The 20935-nt window shown below is 46.6% G+C and carries 18 protein-coding genes; 6 read left to right on the forward strand and 12 right to left on the reverse strand.

Going from position 1 to position 20935, the window contains the following annotated elements; translation table 11 throughout:
• Window positions 1–36: 36 nt before the first annotated feature.
• The 7 genes from darG to fdnG form a co-directional block, all read right to left on the reverse strand.
• A complete protein-coding gene (gene darG / locus HYN51_RS15165; RefSeq protein ID WP_108900787.1) occupies window positions 37–1104 on the reverse strand; it encodes a type II toxin-antitoxin system antitoxin DNA ADP-ribosyl glycohydrolase DarG in 1068 nt (355 codons plus the stop codon).
• Window positions 1101–1757, reverse strand: coding sequence for a type II toxin-antitoxin system toxin DNA ADP-ribosyl transferase DarT (gene darT / locus HYN51_RS15170; RefSeq protein WP_108900788.1), 657 nt, complete (start codon window positions 1755–1757; stop codon window positions 1101–1103). Before darT ends, darG begins: the two co-directional genes overlap by 4 nt.
• A gap of 2 nt (window positions 1758–1759) precedes the next feature.
• Window positions 1760–2335, reverse strand: coding sequence for a DarT ssDNA thymidine ADP-ribosyltransferase family protein (locus HYN51_RS15175; RefSeq protein WP_108900789.1), 576 nt, complete (start codon window positions 2333–2335; stop codon window positions 1760–1762).
• Between the two features lie 340 nt (window positions 2336–2675).
• Window positions 2676–3593: a formate dehydrogenase accessory protein FdhE gene (gene fdhE, locus HYN51_RS15180; RefSeq protein ID WP_108900790.1), complete on the reverse strand. Its 918-nt coding sequence runs from the start codon at window positions 3591–3593 to the stop codon at window positions 2676–2678.
• Window positions 3590–4228 carry a formate dehydrogenase-N subunit gamma gene (gene fdnI, locus HYN51_RS15185; RefSeq protein WP_192878417.1) on the reverse strand — a complete coding sequence of 213 codons (639 nt, stop codon included), beginning with the start codon at window positions 4226–4228 and terminating at the stop codon, window positions 3590–3592. Before fdnI ends, fdhE begins: the two co-directional genes overlap by 4 nt.
• Window positions 4215–5108: a formate dehydrogenase subunit beta gene (gene fdxH / locus HYN51_RS15190; protein WP_108900791.1), complete on the reverse strand. Its 894-nt coding sequence runs from the start codon at window positions 5106–5108 to the stop codon at window positions 4215–4217. The genes fdnI and fdxH overlap by 14 nt, the downstream gene beginning before the upstream one ends.
• A gap of 12 nt (window positions 5109–5120) precedes the next feature.
• A complete protein-coding gene (fdnG, locus tag HYN51_RS15195) occupies window positions 5121–8174 on the reverse strand; it encodes a formate dehydrogenase-N subunit alpha (RefSeq protein WP_108900792.1) in 3054 nt (1017 codons plus the stop codon).
• Window positions 8175–8527: 353 nt separating this feature from the next.
• On the opposite strand from fdnG, the gene fdhD reads away from it, so the two are divergent.
• Complete coding sequence (gene fdhD / locus HYN51_RS15200) at window positions 8528–9358, forward strand: formate dehydrogenase accessory sulfurtransferase FdhD (RefSeq protein ID WP_108900793.1); 831 nt, start codon at window positions 8528–8530, stop codon at window positions 9356–9358.
• A gap of 187 nt (window positions 9359–9545) precedes the next feature.
• Here the strand turns inward: fdhD and HYN51_RS15205 are convergent, their stop codons facing one another.
• Both HYN51_RS15205 and HYN51_RS15210 read right to left on the reverse strand, forming a co-directional pair.
• On the reverse strand, window positions 9546–9731 hold the full coding sequence (locus tag HYN51_RS15205; protein WP_108900794.1) for a hypothetical protein: 186 nt from the start codon (window positions 9729–9731) through the stop codon (window positions 9546–9548).
• 87 nt (window positions 9732–9818) lie between these two features.
• On the reverse strand, window positions 9819–10151 hold the full coding sequence (locus HYN51_RS15210) for a hypothetical protein (RefSeq protein WP_329958622.1): 333 nt from the start codon (window positions 10149–10151) through the stop codon (window positions 9819–9821).
• A 388-nt stretch (window positions 10152–10539) separates the two neighbouring features.
• Here HYN51_RS15210 and HYN51_RS15215 point away from each other — a divergent pair.
• From HYN51_RS15215 to HYN51_RS15230, 4 genes are all read left to right on the forward strand, one after another.
• A protein-coding gene (locus HYN51_RS15215; RefSeq protein ID WP_108900795.1) for an IS3 family transposase occupies window positions 10540–11644 on the forward strand; the annotation gives its coding sequence in 2 pieces (ribosomal slippage) (window positions 10540–10793 and window positions 10792–11644; 1107 coding nt in all).
• Window positions 11645–11860: 216 nt separating this feature from the next.
• Window positions 11861–13495: a coiled-coil domain-containing protein gene (locus HYN51_RS15220; RefSeq protein WP_108900796.1), complete on the forward strand. Its 1635-nt coding sequence runs from the start codon at window positions 11861–11863 to the stop codon at window positions 13493–13495.
• A gap of 15 nt (window positions 13496–13510) precedes the next feature.
• Window positions 13511–15640 carry an AAA family ATPase gene (locus tag HYN51_RS15225; protein ID WP_108900797.1) on the forward strand — a complete coding sequence of 710 codons (2130 nt, stop codon included), beginning with the start codon at window positions 13511–13513 and terminating at the stop codon, window positions 15638–15640.
• Window positions 15641–15651: 11 nt separating this feature from the next.
• Complete coding sequence (locus HYN51_RS15230; RefSeq protein WP_157953059.1) at window positions 15652–16212, forward strand: hypothetical protein; 561 nt, start codon at window positions 15652–15654, stop codon at window positions 16210–16212.
• Between the two features lie 88 nt (window positions 16213–16300).
• Here the strand turns inward: HYN51_RS15230 and HYN51_RS15235 are convergent, their stop codons facing one another.
• The gene (locus tag HYN51_RS15235; protein WP_108900799.1) at window positions 16301–17233 is read right to left on the reverse strand and encodes a LysR family transcriptional regulator; all 933 of its coding nucleotides are present in this window, start codon (window positions 17231–17233) and stop codon (window positions 16301–16303) included.
• A gap of 157 nt (window positions 17234–17390) precedes the next feature.
• Between HYN51_RS15235 and HYN51_RS15240 the strand changes: the two genes are divergently transcribed.
• A complete protein-coding gene (locus HYN51_RS15240; protein ID WP_108900800.1) occupies window positions 17391–18836 on the forward strand; it encodes an MFS transporter in 1446 nt (481 codons plus the stop codon).
• Window positions 18837–18912: 76 nt separating this feature from the next.
• Here the strand turns inward: HYN51_RS15240 and deoD are convergent, their stop codons facing one another.
• Together deoD and deoB are read right to left on the reverse strand one after the other, a co-directional pair.
• Window positions 18913–19626, reverse strand: a complete 714-nt coding sequence (gene deoD / locus HYN51_RS15245) for a purine-nucleoside phosphorylase (RefSeq protein WP_108900801.1) — start codon at window positions 19624–19626, stop codon at window positions 18913–18915.
• A 40-nt stretch (window positions 19627–19666) separates the two neighbouring features.
• Window positions 19667–20890 carry a phosphopentomutase gene (gene deoB, locus HYN51_RS15250; protein WP_108900802.1) on the reverse strand — a complete coding sequence of 408 codons (1224 nt, stop codon included), beginning with the start codon at window positions 20888–20890 and terminating at the stop codon, window positions 19667–19669.
• Window positions 20891–20935: the final 45 nt, after the last annotated feature.

The following is a 20935-nucleotide window of genomic DNA, read 5'->3' on the forward strand; positions in this document are numbered from 1 at the left end:
GTTTTGTATGAATGACTCTAAATTAATATTTCATCTTTAACTATGAAACGTCATCACTCGATCAATCGCAAATTGCAGACTATTATCATCAAACAATTCAAGTTTTCGGCAAGCCCAACGCTCCCCTGCTGGCCATCTTCTTAGCCCTTCTTTAACTGAAACCAGTGTAGGTTGACAGTTTTCACGGGTCAACAGCCAATCAACAGTTGCCAACAACTCCATACCAAATGGAGACTCAAAACCATCAATCAGCTCACTCACCTGCTCAAGCGCTGGCAGCCATGCCTTAGCCTCTGTATGTAAATAAGCATTTATATGATCTTTTTCTCGATCGTTGAACCAAATAACATCAAGAGGTTGGCTATCCGGTATACGTTTCTCCGATTTAAGATAACTACCGTCCAGTGCATTGAGTAAATGATTTAGATTAGGTGTATATGGTCCATAATAATGGGATTCAAAAGGTAACTTCAGCACATCTTCCTGATGATGCAAATCGATGGCTCGCTGCAGAAACCATGCTAGTTTCTGAATTTCTAACAAACTACATTCCATACCCAGAACCCAATAACGCCGTACCAGCTCAGCAATCATTGCTCTGGCTGGTGTAAGCTTTTTTACGCCGCTACTTTTGGCAACATTCTGATACTTTTTTGTTGGCTCATAAATAAAAATATCAATATCATGAAGGTCAGCAAGTGCATTTTCAATTTGTACTCTAACGCTTGGCCATGCCAAGCCACCATGCCCCGCCCCTAGAGGAGGAATAGCAATAGAGTTCACCTGTTCTTCGAGTAGAAAACGACGTAAGTCTTGTAAACCTTCTTCAATCCATTCAATTTTGGAATCTGCTCGCCAATGTTGCTTAGTTGGGAAATTAACAATCCAACGAGGCCCCATCAATTCACCCGTTTCAGTAATAAACATCTTCCCTGTAGTTACCTGCTGCTGTTTGCAAGCAAGAGAATATGCCTTCATATTATTAGGAAAACGCTCTTTAAACATGAGAGCAATACCTTTACCCATGATCCCCATGGTATTAACCGTATTCACCAATGCTTCTACAGGTGCATCCAGCAAATTGCCTTGTGTATAATTAATCATGAGAAATACCACCCAGCCCGAGCATAAACGGGCATTTTCAAATTACGTTGTGATAACCAGTATTCTAATTGTACTTTTACATCGTCATTGTAGCACACCATCCCACCCAGCAATGAGACTGGAATATGCTTGTAGACCAAAGCCTCTGCCTGATATCTCTCAAACTTGGCAGGATCTTCCGGGTCTCGTCGAAAATCCCGAGTTTGTAATATACGCCAATCAATTCGGTGCAAATCTGCCAGATCGGTATAATAGTTTGCCCAATGATAGTAAGCATGGCTATCTGTAAACACAAACGGGACATTTTGTGCAGCCACATGATGTAAACTGCTAACCAAAATTACCACCTCTTCATTAGGGCGTTGCTTAATTCCCCCATGTCCACTATGGATATTCATCAGCATCGGAGAAAAGGGAGTAAAATAGAATGGTACATAATCATGTAACATCCCGCCCACGCCAGCAGATACTGGATGCATAGACCGCTTGTTGATCAACTCTGGATTCCCAATATTAATCCAATTATCTGTGTGTACAGAACTATGGCCACAATGCAATCCGTTATCCAATAGCCATGGTATATTATCTCGATGGACAATACGCCAAATCAACGCTTTTTCTGGATTGAGACTGCCACTATAATCATAAGCCATCGTTAGGTTCCAAGAAACATATGCGAATTATTATTGATAAACATGTTTAAATTATATTCTTGCTTTAAGGCAAGGACGATTCTTTCTGCTGTACTATCAGGAACATAAATGCTATGAAAATGGTTAGCAGATACAGTATTTGGAGATAAACATTCGGCCATACAGACACACTTACATTCATCATCTTCATAAGCTCGCCGATTCATGGTATTCCAGTCAATTTGAGCCATTCCTTCATCATAATTTAATAAAGTAATATGACTTCCTGACAAGGGATGCCTAGGAATTATCGACCAGTTATTAACTTGCGCATAGTTCCGATGAACAGTAATCAGTACAAATATTTTATCTTTATTATTAATAGACACCCTCCCATCAAAGGGATTTCTGGCGAAGAAATGAAAAGGGACATATTGGTCTAACTTCAGAGTTCGGCGTGACGATATAATTTCAGGATCGGCAACATCTGAAAAACCATGTAAAAGGCTACGTGGTTTTAGCCCTTCGGCAAAAATACTTCTTAAATTGTTTATATCGGTCAAGTGATAAAGAAATTGTTGTGTACGAATATCAGCCATATACTTGATTCCTTTCGACTAACCAAGTGTTCTGATTAACAATTTCTGCATTATCCCATTATCTGGTTAAGATAACCGGATTTACCCAGCAAAATTGATAACTACTCTACCAGAAAATAACCTGACTATTAAAAGCATTAAGTATGGCCTGATATTATCTACACACATGATAAACATCAGTGAAATGGTATAAATATTTCAACAAGGAAGGGACGAAGAGTTTTTATAATGATCGAATCAATTTTCGATTATAGAGATGTATCACAAAATAGATATCAACAAATCAGTGGGCATTACAGAAAAACACCCACTGTTTGTTTTTAATATATCAGAAAACTAACTACTCCCCCGAAGGGAACAGGAACGGATTCACCGCACTGCGGGCGAAACCTTCTTCCTCGACTTTAGCATCCAGCACCAGCGAGGCTAAATCATCGGCCACTGGCTCAACGTACTGGTCTTTTTCCTGATAGAGAATCTTCAGGTAGCTTCCACAGTCGCCGCAGCTTTCTGCTCTGACAGGGGCATTTTCGCTATCCAGAGACCAGTAGTTCAGCTTACCGGTTTGTTCGCAGTTGGAGCACTTCACCCGCACCATGTGCCATTCGCTTTCGCACAGGCTGCAATGTAGGTAGCGTAATCCCGATTCAGTACCAATATGTACCATGCTGGCAACCGGTGCGCTGTCGCAAATAGGGCAGTTATGACGGGCTTCACCATATTCTGCGCGGGCCTTGCCCGGTATTTGAGTCGCCATTTGCGCCCAGTAAACCGACAGTGCCGCCCACAGGAAAGGCGCTTTATCACTGCCTACTTTACCGATTTCGCCGGTTAGCAGGTCAGTCGCCAGATTTTCCAGCGCCTGAGTACTCATCTTCTTCAGCGATTCCAGAACCGGTAATACATGCTCCGGAGCTTCCGGTTCCAGCTCGGCAATAATCGCCGACAGCAGCTGTTGCCAGTGCTGAGTGCGCGGAAAATACTTCACCGACAGCGGAGGATTTCCGGTAGCCGCCGAGATGGTCAACGTCTCGGCAAGATCGATTTTTAACGGATGGTCATGTTGAGCATGGCTCTGGGCATCTACCACCGTCGCGACAAACGTCAAGTAATCGCCTAACGGATGATTTTCAGCCAGTTGGCGCAGGCGCTCGGCACGACGCGAATAGAGACTCTTTAAATTGGCAAATAACAACGGCGGGATTGCTCCCGCCGTTTTTGCCACTTCGTCCGGGGAGACGATGCGGATACTACTCATTCTTTTTTTTCTTCCTCGGCTACAACTTCACGATACCAACGAGGATGATGCTTGGCAGCCCACTTACGGCTGACCTTGCCTTCTATCATCCCGGTTATAGAACCTTTCACCCAGAATGCCATATAAATATGGATAAGGATAGCGTGGATCAGCACAATAGCCGCTACGGCATGAATCATCAAACCTAAGCGAATAGCCCATATTGGGAAGAACTCAGCAAAGTAAGGACGCCAGATAATCACGCCGCTCACCAGCAAAACAAGGATTAACCCCATGATGCTCCAGAACATTGCCTTCTGACCCGGGTTATATTTACCCACGTCAGACACTTTATGTTCGTTACCTTTCAGTACTTCAACAATATGGACGAACCAACTGATATCCTCTTTCTTCGGGATGTTGTGTTTCACAAAGCGGAAGAACATCAACACCAGTACACAGAAAATCAGCACGCCAAAGAAGGGGTGCAGAATACGCCCCATCTGCGGTGTACCAAAGGTCTGGGTTAACCAGCTTAGGGTCGGGAAAAACATCGCAATCCCCGACAGCGCCACCAAAAAGAAACAGATAACTACTGTCCAGTGGCACGCCCTATCGATAAACGAGTAGCGTTTAATCAGCTTATTTGGCTTCATGATTTCCCTCCTCGTCATCGTCTTCATCCACTTTGTTCGGCCCAACGCCGACATAGTGGTAAATCAAGCCTGCAAAGCTGGCAACAAATGCCGCTGCCGACAGTGGTTTCAATATGCCTTTCCAGAAGCCAACCACTGGGCTGATAACCGGATCTTTCGGTAAGCCGTGATACAGCTCTGGACGATCGGCATGGTGCAACACATACATGACGTGTGTGCCGCCCACCCCTGCCGGGTTGTACAGGCCCGCGTTAGCATAGCCGCGAGTATGTAACTCAGCCACGCGCTCTTCTGCTAGCTCAATCATCGCCTCTTTGGTGCCAAAGTGAATGGCACCCGTTGGACAGGTTTTCACACAGGCAGGTTCCTGACCGACGCTAACCCGATCCACACACAGGGTACATTTGTACACCCGGTTGTCTTCTTTGTTCAGACGAGGAACGTTGAACGGACAACCGGCGATACAGTAACCACAGCCGATACAGTGCTCTGACTGGAAGTCGACGATACCGTTAGCATACTGAATGATCGCACCCGCAGACGGACACGCCTTCAGACAGCCAGGGTCGCTACAGTGCATACAGCCGTCTTTGCGGATCAGCCACTCCAGCTTGCCGTTTTCTTCCACTTCAGAATAACGCATCACAGTCCATGACTTGGCGCTCAGGTCTGCCGGATTGTCGTAGACCCCCACGTTATGACCGATTTCATCACGAATATCATTCCACTCTGAACAGGCCACCTGACAAGCTTTACAGCCGATACAGGTGGTGACATCAATCAGCTTCGCCACTTCTTCCTGGTGATGACGCACCTGTGGAGGCGGCGTCAAAGCGTTGGTAGCGGAACGCTTAATAATGTCTTGAGATTGCATTGACATATTTTCTCTCCGTTACACCTTTTCTACGTTAACCAGGAACGCCTTATACTCTGGCGTTTGCGTGTTGGCATCGCCGACGAACGGCGTCAGGGTGTTAGCCAGATAGCCTTTTTTGGCTGCGCCGACAAAGCCCCAGTGAATCGGAATACCGACGGTTTCCACATCCTGACCGTTGACTTTCAGAGTGCGGATACGCTTGGTCACCACGGCCTTGGCTTCAATATAGCCACGCTGAGAGCTGACTTTCACCGTATCACCATGCTGGATACCTTTCGCCTTCGCCAAACCTTCACCGATTTCAACAAACTGCTCCGGTTGAGTAATGGCGTTCAGTACGGAGTGCTTAGTCCAGTAGTGGAAGTGCTCCGTTAGGCGATAGGTGGTGCCCACATACGGGAAGTCTTTCGCCGTACCCATATTGGCTAGGTCTGCTTTAAATACACGGGCAGCCGGGTTAGAGATCACGTCTTTATGCAGCGGGTTAGTGCTGATTGGCGTTTCAAACGGCTCATAGTGCTCAGGGAACGGACCTTCCGCCATTTTATCGGTCGCAAACAGACGGCCCATGCCCTCGTTTTGCATGATAAATGGCCCAACGTCGCTGCCCGGAGGTGCGGCGCTGTAGTCAGGAACATCAATACCTGTCCACTTAGTGCCATCCCACTCGATCAGCTTACGTTTTGGATCCCATGCTTTACCCTGTGGATCCGCTGACGCACGGTTATACAGAATACGGCGGTTAAGCGGCCATGCCCATGACCACGCCAGCGTGTTACCCAGACCGGATGGATCAGAGTTATCACGACGAGCCATTTGGTTACCGGCTTCAGTCCAGCTGCCGGTGTAAATCCAACAGGCGCTGGAGGTGGTGCCGTCATCCCGCAGTTGAGCAAAGCTATCAAGCAGTTGGCCTTTCTTGAGGATCACTTTACCGGTGGCATCAGTGATATCCACCAGCGCACGACCGTTAGACTCTTTCGCCATCTCTTCTGACTGAGGATGCATTGGTTCCAAGTAGTTCCAAGTCATATTCATCAGCGGCTCGACACCTACGGCATTAGCGCCATCTTGTGCGTACAGCTCACGGATTTTGAATAACAGACCGGCCAAGATTTCGCCGTCAGTTCTGGCTTCTCCCGGTGGTTCGCCGCCCTTCCAGTGCCACTGCAACCAGCGGCCGGAGTTAACGATAGAACCATCTTCTTCAGCAAAGCAGGTACATGGCAGACGGAACACTTCGGTTTGAATTTCCGCTGGTTTCACGTCGTTTTGCATACCATGATTTTGCCAGAACTCGGCCGTTTCGGTGTTCAGCGGGTCAATGGTCACTAGGTACTTCAGTTTAGACAGTGAACGAACCACTTTATTTTTATCAGGGAACGAGGCAACCGGGTTAAAGCCCTGGCAGATATAGCCATTCACTTTGCCCTGATCCATCATTTCGAAATACTTCAGAACATCGTAGCCCTGATCCCATTTAGGCAACCAGTCATAGCCCCAATCGTTGTCTTTCTGGGCTTTATCACCATAGAAGCTCTTCATCATGCTGATAAAGAATTTCGGATAGTTACCCCAGTAGTTCACCTGATCCGCCAGCGCTTTTTTCGGGGTGCTGGCATCCAGATAAGTTTGCAATGTTGGCTGTTTTTCTGACGGTAAGGTCAGATAACCCGGCAGAGACTGTGACAGTAAGCCAAGGTCAGTCAGCCCCTGAATGTTGGAGTGACCACGTAAGGCGTTAACCCCACCGCCAGCCATACCCATGTTACCCAGCAGCAGCTGAATCATGGCCATGGTACGAATGTTCTGAGCGCCCACGGAGTGCTGAGTCCAGCCTAGGGCGTACAGGAACGAGGTGGTTTTATCGACGGCGCTGGTTTCAGCAATCAGTTCACACACCTTGATAAAGTCATCCTGCGGCGTACCACAGATATTACTGACCACTTCAGGGGTGTAGCGACTGACGTGTTTTTTCATCAGGTTCCATACGCAGTTTGGATCGGTCAGCGTCGGGTCGCGCTTGGCGAAACCGTCTTCACCAACCTGATAGTTCCAGGTGGTTTTATCATACTGACGTTTTTCTGCGTCATAGCCGCTGAACAGCCCGTCTTCAAAGGTAAAGTCCTCACGCACCAGCAGGCTGGCGTTGGTGTAGGCCTTCACATATTCAGCATTGATCTTGTTGTTTTCCATCAGGTAAAGAATAACCCCTGACAGGAACGCAATATCAGTACCGGAACGAATCGGCGTATAAAAATCGGCAACGGAGGCCGTACGGGTGAAGCGTGGATCGATGACGATCAGCTTAGCGTTGTTATGGATTTTCGCTTCCATCGCCCAGCGGAATCCTACCGGGTGTGCTTCTGCTGCGTTACCGCCCATCACGACGACAAGGTTTGCGTTTTTGATGTCAACCCAGTGGTTGGTCATCGCACCGCGACCAAATGTTGGAGCAAGACTTGCTACCGTTGGTCCGTGTCAAACGCGAGCTTGGTTATCGACCGCGAGCATACCGAGCGCCCGCGAAAATTTCTGAGTCAGTAAACCATTTTCATTGCTGGAAGCAGAGGCGGCGAGTAATCCGGTGGTTAACCAACGGTTAACGGTGACGCCCGTTGCCGAGGTTTGCTGGAAGTTCGCGTCACGGTCTGCCTTCATTAATTTGGCGATACGGTTAAAGGCATCGTCCCAGCTGATTCTCTGCCATTTGTCAGAACCTGGAGCACGATATTCCGGGTATTTCAGGCGACTTGCGCTGTTAACATAATCGATAAGCCCTGCCCCTTTAGGACAAAGCGCGCCACGGTTGACCGGATGATCCGGATCTCCCTCGATGTGGAAGATGCTGGCTTTGGCATTCTTGGCACCATCACCCATGCTGTACATTAACAGCCCACATCCCACTGAACAGTAGGTACAGGTATTACGTGTTTCCTGAGCGCGCAGCAGCTTATAGCTACGCGTCTCTGCCAGCGCCATTGAGGGTGCAAACCCTAGCGCTGCTGCCGTTGTACCTGCCATACCGCCAGCGCAGATTTTAAAAAACTGCCTTCTGCTGACCTGCATGGTTTTCTCCTTTTTCTTATTACTGATACATTGCTCGAATAAATTCACGTACAAACACGTTGCCGGTCACTTGCTTAAGGATTATTTAGCAATTTGTTACTGCTTTCTTAGCAAATCGAACCAAAAAAGAAAAAATATAACCAATAGACTGTCTTTTTCACCCGATGCGCCAGTTGTTTCAACTAACCAATAAAGACATTATTATTGTACGAAGATAGAATAGTGATTAACTTGATCCATCTCGTGAATGTTACAAGATTTAACTTTTTGTTGGCTATTTTCGTTGCATTTGTACCTCTAATGTTAACTCGAAAATAATATTCATCAAGTCCCCAATATTTGAAGGTCTATACGTGAAAACCGATATCCCTGTGCAAAACGACTGTTCTCAATCTGTTGTTGGCGTTAAGCAACTCGCTGTTCGCCGGCACAACGCTTTAAAAACATCAGAGCCAGACTGGGTTGCAGAGGAGGTTCCTGTTGCATTGAGCTATAACGGTATCGCTCATGTGGTGATGATGGCCACGCCAAAAGAGCTAGAAGAATTTGCTATTGGTTTCTCTTTGGCCGAGGGAATTATCGAATCACCGCAAGAGATTTACGGTATTGATGTCCGCAACGGTTGTAACGGTATTGAAGTCGAGATAGAGCTGGCTACCCGCCGCTTTGTGGGGCTGAAGGAGAGGCGTCGTGCGATGGCCGGTCGTACCGGTTGTGGCGTATGCGGCGTTGAGCAGTTGGGTGAGGTTTTACGTCCGCTTAAGCCGTTGCCGTTTACTCAACGGTTCGACCTGAGTTTGTTGGATGGTGTGTTGCCGCAGTTGAATAAGGTGCAAATCGTGGGTCAGTTGACCGGTTGTACTCACGCTGCGGGTTGGGTTTCTCCTGAAGGGCAGATGCTGGGCGGCTGTGAGGATGTGGGTCGTCACGTGGCACTGGATAAGCTGTTGGGTGTGCGGGCGAAGCAGGGTTGGCAGCAGGGTGCGGTGTTAGTCTCTAGCCGTGCCAGTTATGAGATGGTGCAGAAAGCGGCGATGTGTGGGGTTGAGATTTTGTTTGCGGTTTCGGCGACGACGTCGCTGGCGGTGAAGGTGGCGGAAGAGTGTAATTTGACGTTGGTGGGGTTTAGTAAGCCGGGGCGGGCGACGGTTTATACCTGTCCGGAGAGGATTATTGTTAGTTAGATTTTGTGGATATTCCGGCCGTAAATGCAATACGGACATATAACCATTGTGCTCGGCCGGTAGGGCCATGTACTTAGCTTTGGAGTGCGTCGGGCCTACCTTTCCTAGGGGCACTTCGTTGGCTTACGCCAAGTCGACCCCAACGGAAAGCTCTCCCGACGATTGGCTTTTAGGGCTAATAAAACCGTTATAGTTTGCCCTGAACTGTCAGCGTTTTTAGGGTATCCATTTGCTGGGTCATTTCATCATTATTAATAAACTCTGCCTTCCCTTCATCGTAGTAGCTGAATGCCTGATTTATCTGTTGTTCCAGCCAGTTATCATTAGTGCTGCTTTGTAGTTCTTCATCTATACGAAAATGTATTGTCGCCATAACACTTTTGCCTTTGTTGTTTCACTGGGATATCTGCATTTTGTTCTATTTAAAGGGATAGCTATGGCGATCCCTTTTTCGTATTGATTAACCGTGATTCACGTTTTGGTTCTGCATCTGAAATAGCTGGGTGGTTGATTGTTCGTATAGCTCAAGCAGTATGGGGATGATATGGGCGGAGGCTTTTAGCCATGCGCCGAGTTGTCCGAGGTTTTGTGGTTGGGGTTGAATTCCGTTTTCCAGTGACTCTCCTGTATGTAACAGCCCGTGGCATAACCCTTCGATGGATTCGGCGGCGATGCTGCTAAGGTCGTGTAGTTCGATGTCGCTAAGTTGAGTGTATTGCAGATCGGCGATTAGGGTGCGGAGGATGGTGATTGAGGTGTCGGGGGTGGTTTGGGTAAGGGTGTTAGTCATCATTAATATCTCGTGTAAGTAAGATTCAGATAACCACCCAAGACGCTAAACTCGGGTGGTAGCTCAGACAGGGTTAGCGTACCGGCTTACACGAATCCGGCGCTTCTTTCGAAGCCCCTGCCTGAGCCACCATTATTCGGGGTGAATCAAAGCGCATGACATTATCACATAATGTCATCGTGTAAGTCTCGGAACGCTAACTCCGGCTACGGATTTTGCCGTAGCGAGGTGACTATATTCCTGAGTTTTTGTGAATGAAATAGGTTGGGGGGATTTACATGGAGTTGTATGCGGGTATGGAATGTGTATCGCAGGAAATGGGGTGTCCACTTCCCTTAAAATGAGACAATTATAATTAGACTTTCTGCCTTACTTAACTGCAGGAGTATTTATGAAAAAGATCCGTTTTACTGAGACCCAAATTGTTAATATCTTAAAACTCGCTGATTCTGGGGTAAAAGTGGATGATATTTGCCGTCAAAATAGCATTAGTAGCGCAACCTATTATAACTGGAAGTCAAAGTATGGTGGGATGGAAGCGGCTGATATAAAAAGAATTAAAGAGCTTGAAGAAGAAAATACTAAATTGAAAAAGATGTTTGCTGATGTCAGTCTGGAAAATCATGCTATGAAGGAGCTCTTTGCAAAAAGGGTTGGTGATGACAGAGAAAAAATCCTGCGCAAAAATACTCGTTACCTCAGGATTATCTGTCATAAAAGCTTGCAAGATGACGGCATTAACACGCTCAGTTTATTATCGACAATGCATTGATTGGAAAGAAAAAGATAGTCAGGTGATTACAGCGATTCAATCAGTTTTAGCTAAATCGCCTCAAGCTGGTTTTTGGAAATGTTATTTTCGACTTCGCTTTCAAGGCTATTATTTTAATCATAAACGCGTTTATCGGGTTTATTGCCGTTTAGGACTGAATTTACGACGCCGGGTTAAAAAGATTCTGCCAAAACGAGAAAAACAGCCATTGTCAGTCGCTAAAATGGCAAATGCTCAATGGGCGTTGGATTTCATGCATGATGCTTTGCATTGTGGAAAACGCTTTAGAACATTAAATATTTTGGATGAAGGAACTCGGGAATGTTTAGCTATCGAAATTGATACATCGTTACCCGCAGAACGAGTTATTCGGGTTCTTGAACGTTTAAAAGAAGAGCGTGGGTTACCAAAGCAAATTAGGGTTGATAATGGCCCCGAGCTTATTTCTATTAACTTATTGAATTATTGTGAAGAAAACAATGTGAAATTAGTTCACATTCAGCCTGGGAAACCCACGCAAAATGGTTTTATTGAGCGATTTAATGGTTCGTTTCGTCGCGAATTTTTAAATGCCTATTTATTTGACTCATTAAGCCAAGTACGGGAAATGGCTTGGTTTTGGCAACAAGATTATAACGATGAAAGAACACATGAAAGCTTAGGAAATATGCCACCAACAGCTTATCGGAAACAACTGGAAAACTCTAATAACTTACTGTCCTAAATATAGGGAAGTGGACAATACACCCACGGTTGGAACAATACTGCTTTGATTTCTTATCTAGCCACACAAGCTTGATAAAAAGGCCATCTGATAACATAATGCGCGGCATTATCGTGTGAATGTGGCGTCTGAGGGACAACCTTCATCAGGTGAACTGTAACTATCTATTTTTAAGGCATATCTCATTGTGTCTAATATCTTCAAGGAAACGAAAATATGACCGAAGCTACAAGTAAAAAATTGGCATCTTCCGAGAAAGATGAGCTCTCAACCAGACCCCGAGTAAAAAACGCCCGATCAGAAACTACCTCTGCTGATATTAATGAAAACTCTTTCTTTAAGGTTGTTTTTTCAGATAATTTATCGCTTGAAAATAAAGTAGAAGAACTGACAAAAATACTGGAATTCACCAACGATAAAGAAAGTGACAGAGCCAGAATACAAGAATTCGATGCTTTCAAAGAGTATTTGCAATCCATTTCTGAGGAAATGTCCAAACAGCGCATTCAGATGACGGACACCGAAGTTTTCGCAGAATTACAAAAAGTCTATTCTGACTTTAATGATGATTTGAATAACTTTATTGAGCAAATTACTCCTCTCACAGAAATTACAGACGCTTTATATAAATTACGCCAAAGTGGTGAAACAAGAAATGCTCTGGCGCAGATCAAAGCCGATAAAGAATGGGAGACTGCAAAAAACGAACTCAAAAAGACACTAACCGAAGACATTGCGGCTATTGAAGTTCAGATAACTGAGCTACAAAATTCTATTTTTAGCCTGTCTCAGGATAAAAGCTTTTTCGGTTTTGGCCAGATCAAACCAACATCTAAAGCCCAGATTCTGTCCAATGAAGCTCTAATTGAAAAACTTCAGGCCGAAAGCGCAAGCAAACGAGCTGAACTTAACGCTCTTACTCAAGAAATCGCAGAACATATCTCTTTACGCTCCCAGTCCTTCGAAACTGAGAAACTGAAAGAATTATTGAACCTGACCTCTGATGAGCATACTCAGCGTCAGGCCAAAATGGTGGACTCTGCACTTAAGTTCGTCAATCAAGGTAAGGAGCGCTTCGGAACCATCAGAGGCCATTTAGAAAAAATGGTAAAACAGATAGAAGGCCTCGGAGACAACAACGGAAATATGGTTCAGATTTACGCCGTAATGAATGAAGCAACCAAAAAAGTAGAAGATATCCATCGGGAACGCAGAAAAGAGTTAGCCGAAGTTGATGCTGGTGACAATCTACTGGTATCCATGAAGCACGAAGAAACGTGCCGGAATCTGGATGAACACATTGATACGGTATCCACTGCAACCGTAGATACGATGCAGACTTATGGCGAGCTAACGACTGAAGCGATTAAAATCAGAAACATGCAGGCCTCAACCAAGAAGCAGGTAGAAAGCGCCAGAGCAATGCACTCCAGAGGTATTGCATCGGTCGCTTCCCAGCTCAGCGTGGTGGTTACCGCAGTAAACTCAGCAGCAATCAACGAAGCCCAATCGATGGCTGGCAATACTCTGGCGGAAATGGCCAAAGTAACCAATGATATTGCTAAAAATGAAGCTATCCGTATTGCTACGGGCCGTGATGATATTAATTACGATCTGGAAGCAATGCTGCAGAACTTGGCTGAATTCGGTGATACCCAACGTGAAGCGACTGAAATTACCCGCACAGCTCTTGAAACCATGAGAGCAAATCTCGAAGAAATAGAGAAAATGGCCAAAGATGTTCAAGCGGACACCAGAGACTTTGTAGCCGTAACGGGTGATGTTCTGTCTCAAAAAGCAGAGCCAGCAAAAACGACATCAACAGGTAGTACTTCTCCATTCAAGCTGTGATAAAGGGAATTTAGCATGCATTTAATAAGGGGACGTGAATATCTGGCCAGAATACAGAATTTTAAACTGTTGGGCCGGGAGCACGATCTTGAAAGAATTTCCTCTATTCTTATCAGGAAATCATCAAATTCTTTGCTGCTAACCGGGCCTGCTGGCGTGGGAGTTTCAATACTCCCACTTGGTTTGCAGGCAGCGAAAGAGTTACCAGATACACCTTTTGACATCATCGTAAAAAAACTATTCTGGTTAAACACCGACTCTTTATTTTCCAGCGGTGACAGCAACAAGATTAATGATGAATTCCAGAGGATGCTAAAAAAGCTGGTGCAAACACCAGAGTCTGTACTGATCATCACAGATACATACAATTTTTTAGAGGCGGCACATAACACTGGGAATTCCCACTTTATGAACGCCATAAATAATGCTGACAAATCTAAGGATTTTCAGGTCATTCTTGAGGTACGCGACGAGCATTTGAGTTCGGTGTTTAAATGGAACTCTGTCATTTCCGAGATGTACACGCTCTATGATGTGGCAGAGCCTGTCGGCGAAAATTTAACGCTGATTGTCAATCACGTATCTGAGTCACTCTCCATTCATCATAAAATTGCAATTGATGCGACGGCCATTGAAGAAGCTATTCACCTAACCAGCAAATATAGAGACAGCTTAGGTTTAGGCGGAGCACAACCACAAAGAGCCATTTCGTTGCTTGACCGCGCACTGGCAAGCTATCGTCAGTATGCGCATAAGCATCATCCTAAAATTGCCGATCTCACTGCTCGTATTGCCAATAGTACGGATGAAACGCAACGTCTGGAGCTGCAAAACCAGCTTAATATCTGGGAAAGAGACTGGGGAAATCTGAAAGCAGAAATCAGCAAAACATATCAGTACCAACGTGATGCAGAAACCTTACGTTTTCAGTTACAAGATGAGTTAGCTACCCTGCAAGAAGAGGAAAGTAACAACCTTTGTCCTGAATCATCTGCGGTCAAAACATTTGCACAATTAACGTCCAATGGTTTTGATTCTCCTGCGCAAGCCAATATTAAAGAGAAGATCCACCAGATAGAAAAAGAGATCGCGACCAACGCTGAACAGCATAAAAAGCTGGTTGCCTTGGCGAATAAAGATCTGATGCTAACCAGACAAGAAATTATTACAGAATTTAGTCAAATCTCAGGCATTCCTTCAACCAAATTGGATGAGAATGAAGTTGAGAATTTGATTAATCTGGAAGCAAATTTGTTATCTCGGATTTTTGGTCAAAATGATGCGGTAAAACATGTCGCTAACTCAGTCAAAGTGGCCAAAGTAGACACCATGCAAGAGTCTGGCCCGGCCGTATCGTACCTGTTCCTCGGTCCTTCTGGGGTAGGTAAGACAGAGATGGCCAAAGCGTTAGCTCAAAATATTTTTGGTGATGAAAAATCCCTGATCAGATTCGATATGTCTGAATACATGGAAAAGCATGCGGTGGCGAAACTCATTGGTGCACCGCCGGGCTATGAAGGTTTTGAAGCCGGTGGGATCCTAACTAACTCGGTCAGAAAAAATCCTATCGGTATTTACCTGTTCGATGAAATAGAAAAAGCCCATCCAGACGTATTCAATATTTTTCTTCAAATACTGTCAGATGGTCGGCTTACCGATAATATCGGTCGTACCGTAGACTTTTCAGACATCATTATCATCATGACGTCCAATATCGGTCAGCCTTATTATCTGAATCCAGGGTTATCGGACGAAGAAGCAAATAATCTGGCGACGGAAGAGCTTAACAATACATATCGCTCCGAATTACTTAACCGCTTTAATGGCCGCGAAAATATCCTTCATTTCAAGCGATTGCCACCAGAAGTCATTGAGAAGATTATTCGTAGAGAAATAACTAAGTTGAATGATTCCTATCAGACCAGAGGTCTGGAAATAGAGATGAAAGATTCATGTATTACCTGTTTCTGTAAGGATCATTATGACCTGATACGCGGAGCCAGAGGTTTGCCAGGTTATATCAAGACGAATATAAGACCGGTTATCGTGAATCACATTCTTAACAGTCCTAATGAGAAAGGAAAGTTTTGTGCCGTCTATAATACTGAGCGGAAAAACTTTGAAATATCCTTTATCAAGAAATGAGATAGGTGCATGTGAAAAGCAATAACAGTTTTTCTCAGAGAATAATCGCGGTGATTTCTTTTATAGGAACAAAAATCCGCAAGCTTTTTTCTTGGTATAAGGATTTATGGGTCAAATTCACACATAATAAATATGATGAATTTGTCTATAAAAGAGGGATTACTATGGCTGCCTCCACATTGGCGGTCATGGTGATCGTGCCCGTATTCATATGTCTTATTTTACAGACCACCTATTACTGGACGACCTATAAAAAAGAGACTATTTATCTGAGCCAGTCGGAAGAAATTTATCCGGATGATAATATTTGGGGCGTCAGGGGCTGCTATACCCGACATTGTGATAGCGACTCTTCCATCTATTTTAGAATCAAGCCGTCCTTGTTTCATCACCTTTGGAACCTTGGACATAACGGAAATGTATTCCTGCCCGATGTAATAGGCTCTAGCGTGCCTACAGGCTTAACACAGTGTGAAGTCATTTCTTATGGTATTCGTATGCGAATGACGATGTTGTTTAATGTCTACCCTAATATCTTAAAGGTCACTTGTGCAGGTGTAGAACCAAACTAATCGCATTTATGGGTTCCCAAACGAGGCCGTTTCAACCAAATAATGTTGGCGGCCTCAGTCATCCTTCCGTTTTTGCCTTATGAATTGATTACTCTGAACCACACCCCAACACCTGCCCCCGACAAACCCCCAACACCTCCCCCCGCAACCAACGATGCCCCGGATCCACCTCTGCCCGAGGATGCCACATCTGCGACACCGTGATGCCTTTGGTTTTTACCGGCAGCTCAAAAGCGCTGAGTGTCGCTGTCGCGCCGGTCATTGACTGATTAAGCAAAAAAGAAGCCGGAACCAACGCCACCAGATCCGACGCCTTAGCCACCGCCAACGCCGCCGGAAAACTGGGAACCACAGCCGCAACTTTGCGCTTTAAACCTGATTCCGCCAGCGCTTCATCCACCGGCCCGCTGATATGTTCACGGCGGGAAGCAACCACATGCCCGAAAGCCACATACTGCTCGACGCTAACGTTGGCTTCCATCTCAAGGGGATGCCCCTTTCTGACCACGCCCACAAACCGGTCTCTGAATAGCGCCTGCAAACGAATCTCTGGCCCCATCGCCCCTAATACGCCGATTTCAAGATCCACCAGCCCTTCACGTAAATATCGGGAACTCTTCTCTGGCTTGGCGACAAAACGCAGGCACACCAGAGGAGCAGCCAACGCAGCGGCGGCAATCAACGATGCGCCAAACGCCTCCACAAAACCATCGTTAGCCCGAATGGTGAAGGTGCGTTCCAGCGTGGATAAATCCAGTTCCGCTGACGAGGGGCGAAGTAATCCCCGCGCTTCAAATACGGCATTTTGAGTGCGCCCGCGAATCTGTTCAGCATAAGGGGTTAATACCATCTGACGCCCGGCCCGAACCAATAAGGGATCTCCGGTAGCGGCACGAAGGCGGCTGAGGGTTCTGCTCATTGCCGAAGCGCTTAGCCCTAGACGACGGGCAGCACTCGCCACGCTCCCTTCAGCAAGAAGCACATCAAGCGCAATGAGTAAATTAAGATCGGGTTCATTCATGCAGGCATAGTACTCTGAGCAGAGGGATAAGAGAAGGCGTCTGGTGCAGGTTATAAATGCAAATGCTGCGTCTTCCGCCATATCTCTAACAGGGTTATATTTCCTAAACTCATCTCAACTAACCCGCCAAAATGGCATTAACAAGAGCAACGCCTGAATGGAATTATTTTCTAACCAGCCTGATGATGAAGGGCTTCCCGGCCGCGAACGTTGTTTAGCCATGATGGCGGTCATGACCATGACGACCATGGCCGTATTCGACGGTTCGATGATTAATATCGCACTGCCGCAAATAGCGCATACTTTAGGTGTTTCCTCCAGTGAGGCTGTCTGGGTTTCTAACGGTTATCTGCTGTCGGCAGCGATGACGCTGGCGATATTTGCCGCGATTGCCAGCCAGATTGGTTTTCGGACACTGTTTGCCATCGGTTTAAGCGTATTTACGCTGGCATCGGTAGGCTGCGCCTTTTCGTCATCGCTGGAAATGCTGATTGTTATGCGGGTACTACAGGGCATTGGCGGCGCTGCAACATTGAGTATTGGCCCGGCAATCTTGCGATCTATTTTTCCCAACCGTTTATTGGGGCGAATACTGGGGCTGAATGCCTTACTGGTTGCCGCCAGCACCGCTATTGCTCCCGTTCTTGGCGGTACCATTTTATCCACCCTGAGCTGGCAGTGGCTGTTCGCCATTAATATTCCGTTAGGCATCATTGCCGTGGTGCTTACCCTGCGGGTTATTCCCGGCAAATACACCACCACGCGGGAGCCATTCGATATTGCCGGCGCGGTGCTGTCTGCGGTGATGTTAGGAGCGCTTATTATGGCTGCCGGGGCTTTTTCACGCCCTGAGGGTGTGGAATATTCATTTAGCCCACTGATAACCTCTATGGCCTACGGGCTAACCGCCATTGCTGCCGGGTTGGCTTTTATCTGGCGTCAGCGCCGTGCACCAAAGCCTCTGCTTCCCCTTGATATGTTTGCCTCTTCACGGTTTTCACTGGCGGCGTTAACTTCTCTGGCCTCTTTTGTCAGTCAAGGAATTACCTTTGTTGCGCTGCCGTTCTTATTCCAGAGCGTTTATGGCTACAGTGCATTTGTATCAGCGCTACTTTTCACCCCTTGGCCTATCGGTATTATTCTGGCTGCACCTTATGCAGGGCGACTGGCGGATCGCTATCCCGCCGCCATCATTTCTACCGTGGGGCTGTGCCTGTTCGCTGTCGGGCTTGCGCTGCTGGCATTGCTGCCCACTCATCCACAAGAATGGGATATTGGCGCTCGCAGTTTGCTGTGTGGTATCGGCTTCGGTTGCTTCCAAAGCCCGAATAATCGGGAAATGTTGTCGAATGCATCCCGAGAGAACAGCGGTTATGCATCCGGTGTACTGGCAATAATGCGGACTTTCGGCCAGTGTCTGGGGGCGGCGTTTGTGGGAGCCATTTTATCGGCCTATGCCCAATCCGGCAGCGAACCGCTAACGCTTGCGGTGCATGAGGCTCAGGCGGTGCGATTGAGCCTTTGGGTCGCGGTGGCTGCCACGATGTTGGCCATTATCATTAGCTACATGCGAAATGTTAACCGCTCTGAAAAGAAAGTCTAAATTCGAACCATATCAACAAAAGAAATAAGCATCGAGCTTTATGTCGTTCAGTAAAGCCCGGTGCTTAAACCCACGGTTAATCCCCTAACAGCACCGAATCCATCGCGATTTCTACCATCTGATTAAACGATGTTTGACGCAGTTCAGATGACAGTGCTTCTCCGGTACGGATATGGTCGGATACCGTGCAAATACATAGTGCTTTCGCGCCATATTCTGCGGCCACGCCGTAAATACCCGCCGCCTCCATCTCGATACCCAAAATGTTATATTTTTCCATTACGTCAAACATCTGCGGGTCTGGGTTATAGAACAAATCGGCGGAAAATATATTGCCAACGTGAACCGGCACCTTTTTCGCTTCCGCTGCTGTAACCGCATGGCGTAATAAATCGAAGTCGGCAATGGCAGAGAAATCATGGCCCTTGAAGCGGATTCGGTTGACGTTAGAATCAGTGCTGGCACCCATTCCTATCACGATATCCCGCACTTTTACCTGCGGTAACAGCGCACCACAGGAGCCAATACGGATAATCTTATCCACCTGATATTCGGTAATCAGCTCTTTGGTATAGATGGAGCAGGAAGGGATCCCCATGCCGTGCCCCATCACGGAAACGCGTCGCCCCTTATAGGTGCCGGTATAACCGAGCATATTTCTGACATCGGTGACTAATCGGGCATCTTGCAGCATGGTTTCTGCGATATGTTTGGCTCTGAGCGGGTCGCCGGGCATAAAGACAACATCAGCAAAATCACCCGGGTTAGCATTAATGTGTGGCGTCGCCATATCCATTTCCTTTCACAAAGTGGTTAACTGGTTAAGATTATTAAAATAATGTTTTGCCGTAATCCATTGCAGACAAATTGAAGTGCTTCGCTACTGTTTGTCCGATATCAGCAAAGGTATGCCGCAGCCCCAACGGGCCTGGCTTCACTTTCGGGCCATACACCAATACGGGGATATGCTCTCGGGTATGGTCACTACCAGCCCAAGTAGGGTCACAGCCGTGATCGGCGGTCAGAATCAGTAAATCGTCTTCACCCATCAGCGGCAACATTTCCGGCAGGCGACGATCGAAGTGCTCCAGCGCAGCGGCGTAACCGGCAACATCACGGCGATGGCCGTAAGAAGAGTCAAAATCAACGAAGTTGGTAAACACGATGGTGTTATCACCCGCCTGTTTGATTTCTCTTAACGAGGCGTCAAACAGCTCATCAATGCCGGTGGCTTTAACCTTTTTGGTAATGCCTTCATCAGCATAAATATCGGCAATCTTACCAATCGAGACAACCTGCCCCTGCTTCTCTTCTACCAGTTTGTTCAGTACGGTGGGTGACGGTGGTTTTACCGCATAGTCATGGCGGTTGCCGGTACGTTTGAAATTCTCCGGCTTATCACCAACGAAAGGACGGGCGATAACCCGGCCAATGTTATAGCCACCTTCCGTCAGTTCTTCACGCACCAAGGCACACAGCTGATAGAGGTTTTCCAGACCGTAGGTCTCTTCATGGCAGGCGATTTGAAAGACTGAATCCGCAGAGGTATAGAAAATCGGCTTACCGGTTTTCATATGCTCAACGCCCAGTTGTTCGAGAATGGCGGTGCCAGAAGCATGGCAATTACCCAAATAGCCCGGCAGTTTTGCCCGTTCTACCAGCCGCTGTAATAGCGCGGGTGGGAAGCTATTGTTCACATCGCTGAAATACCCCCAGTCGAACAAGACCGGTACCCCAGCAATCTCCCAATGGCCGGATGGGGTGTCTTTACCGGAAGAGAGCTCTTCTGCGTAACCATAGGCTCCAATAATCTCTGCCTGTGGGTCTAGCCCTGTGGGAAACTGGCCTGAAGCCTGTTCATTAGCCTTACCTAAACCCAACTGACTTAAATGCGGTAAGGTTAACGGGCCGCTGCGCCCAATATCCGCACTACCCTGTTGGCAGGCCTGTGCAATGTGGCCCAGCGTGTTTGAACCCACATCACCAAATTTATCAGCATCTCGCGTAGCGCCAATACCAAATGAATCGAGAACCATAATAAAAACACGTTTCATTGTTCATATCCTTCAGATAGTCGTCACTGGCGTTTTGACAAAAAC

Origin of the sequence: Limnobaculum parvum, assembly GCF_003096015.2 — a bacterium.
Lineage (GTDB): Bacteria > Pseudomonadota > Gammaproteobacteria > Enterobacterales > Enterobacteriaceae > Limnobaculum > Limnobaculum parvum.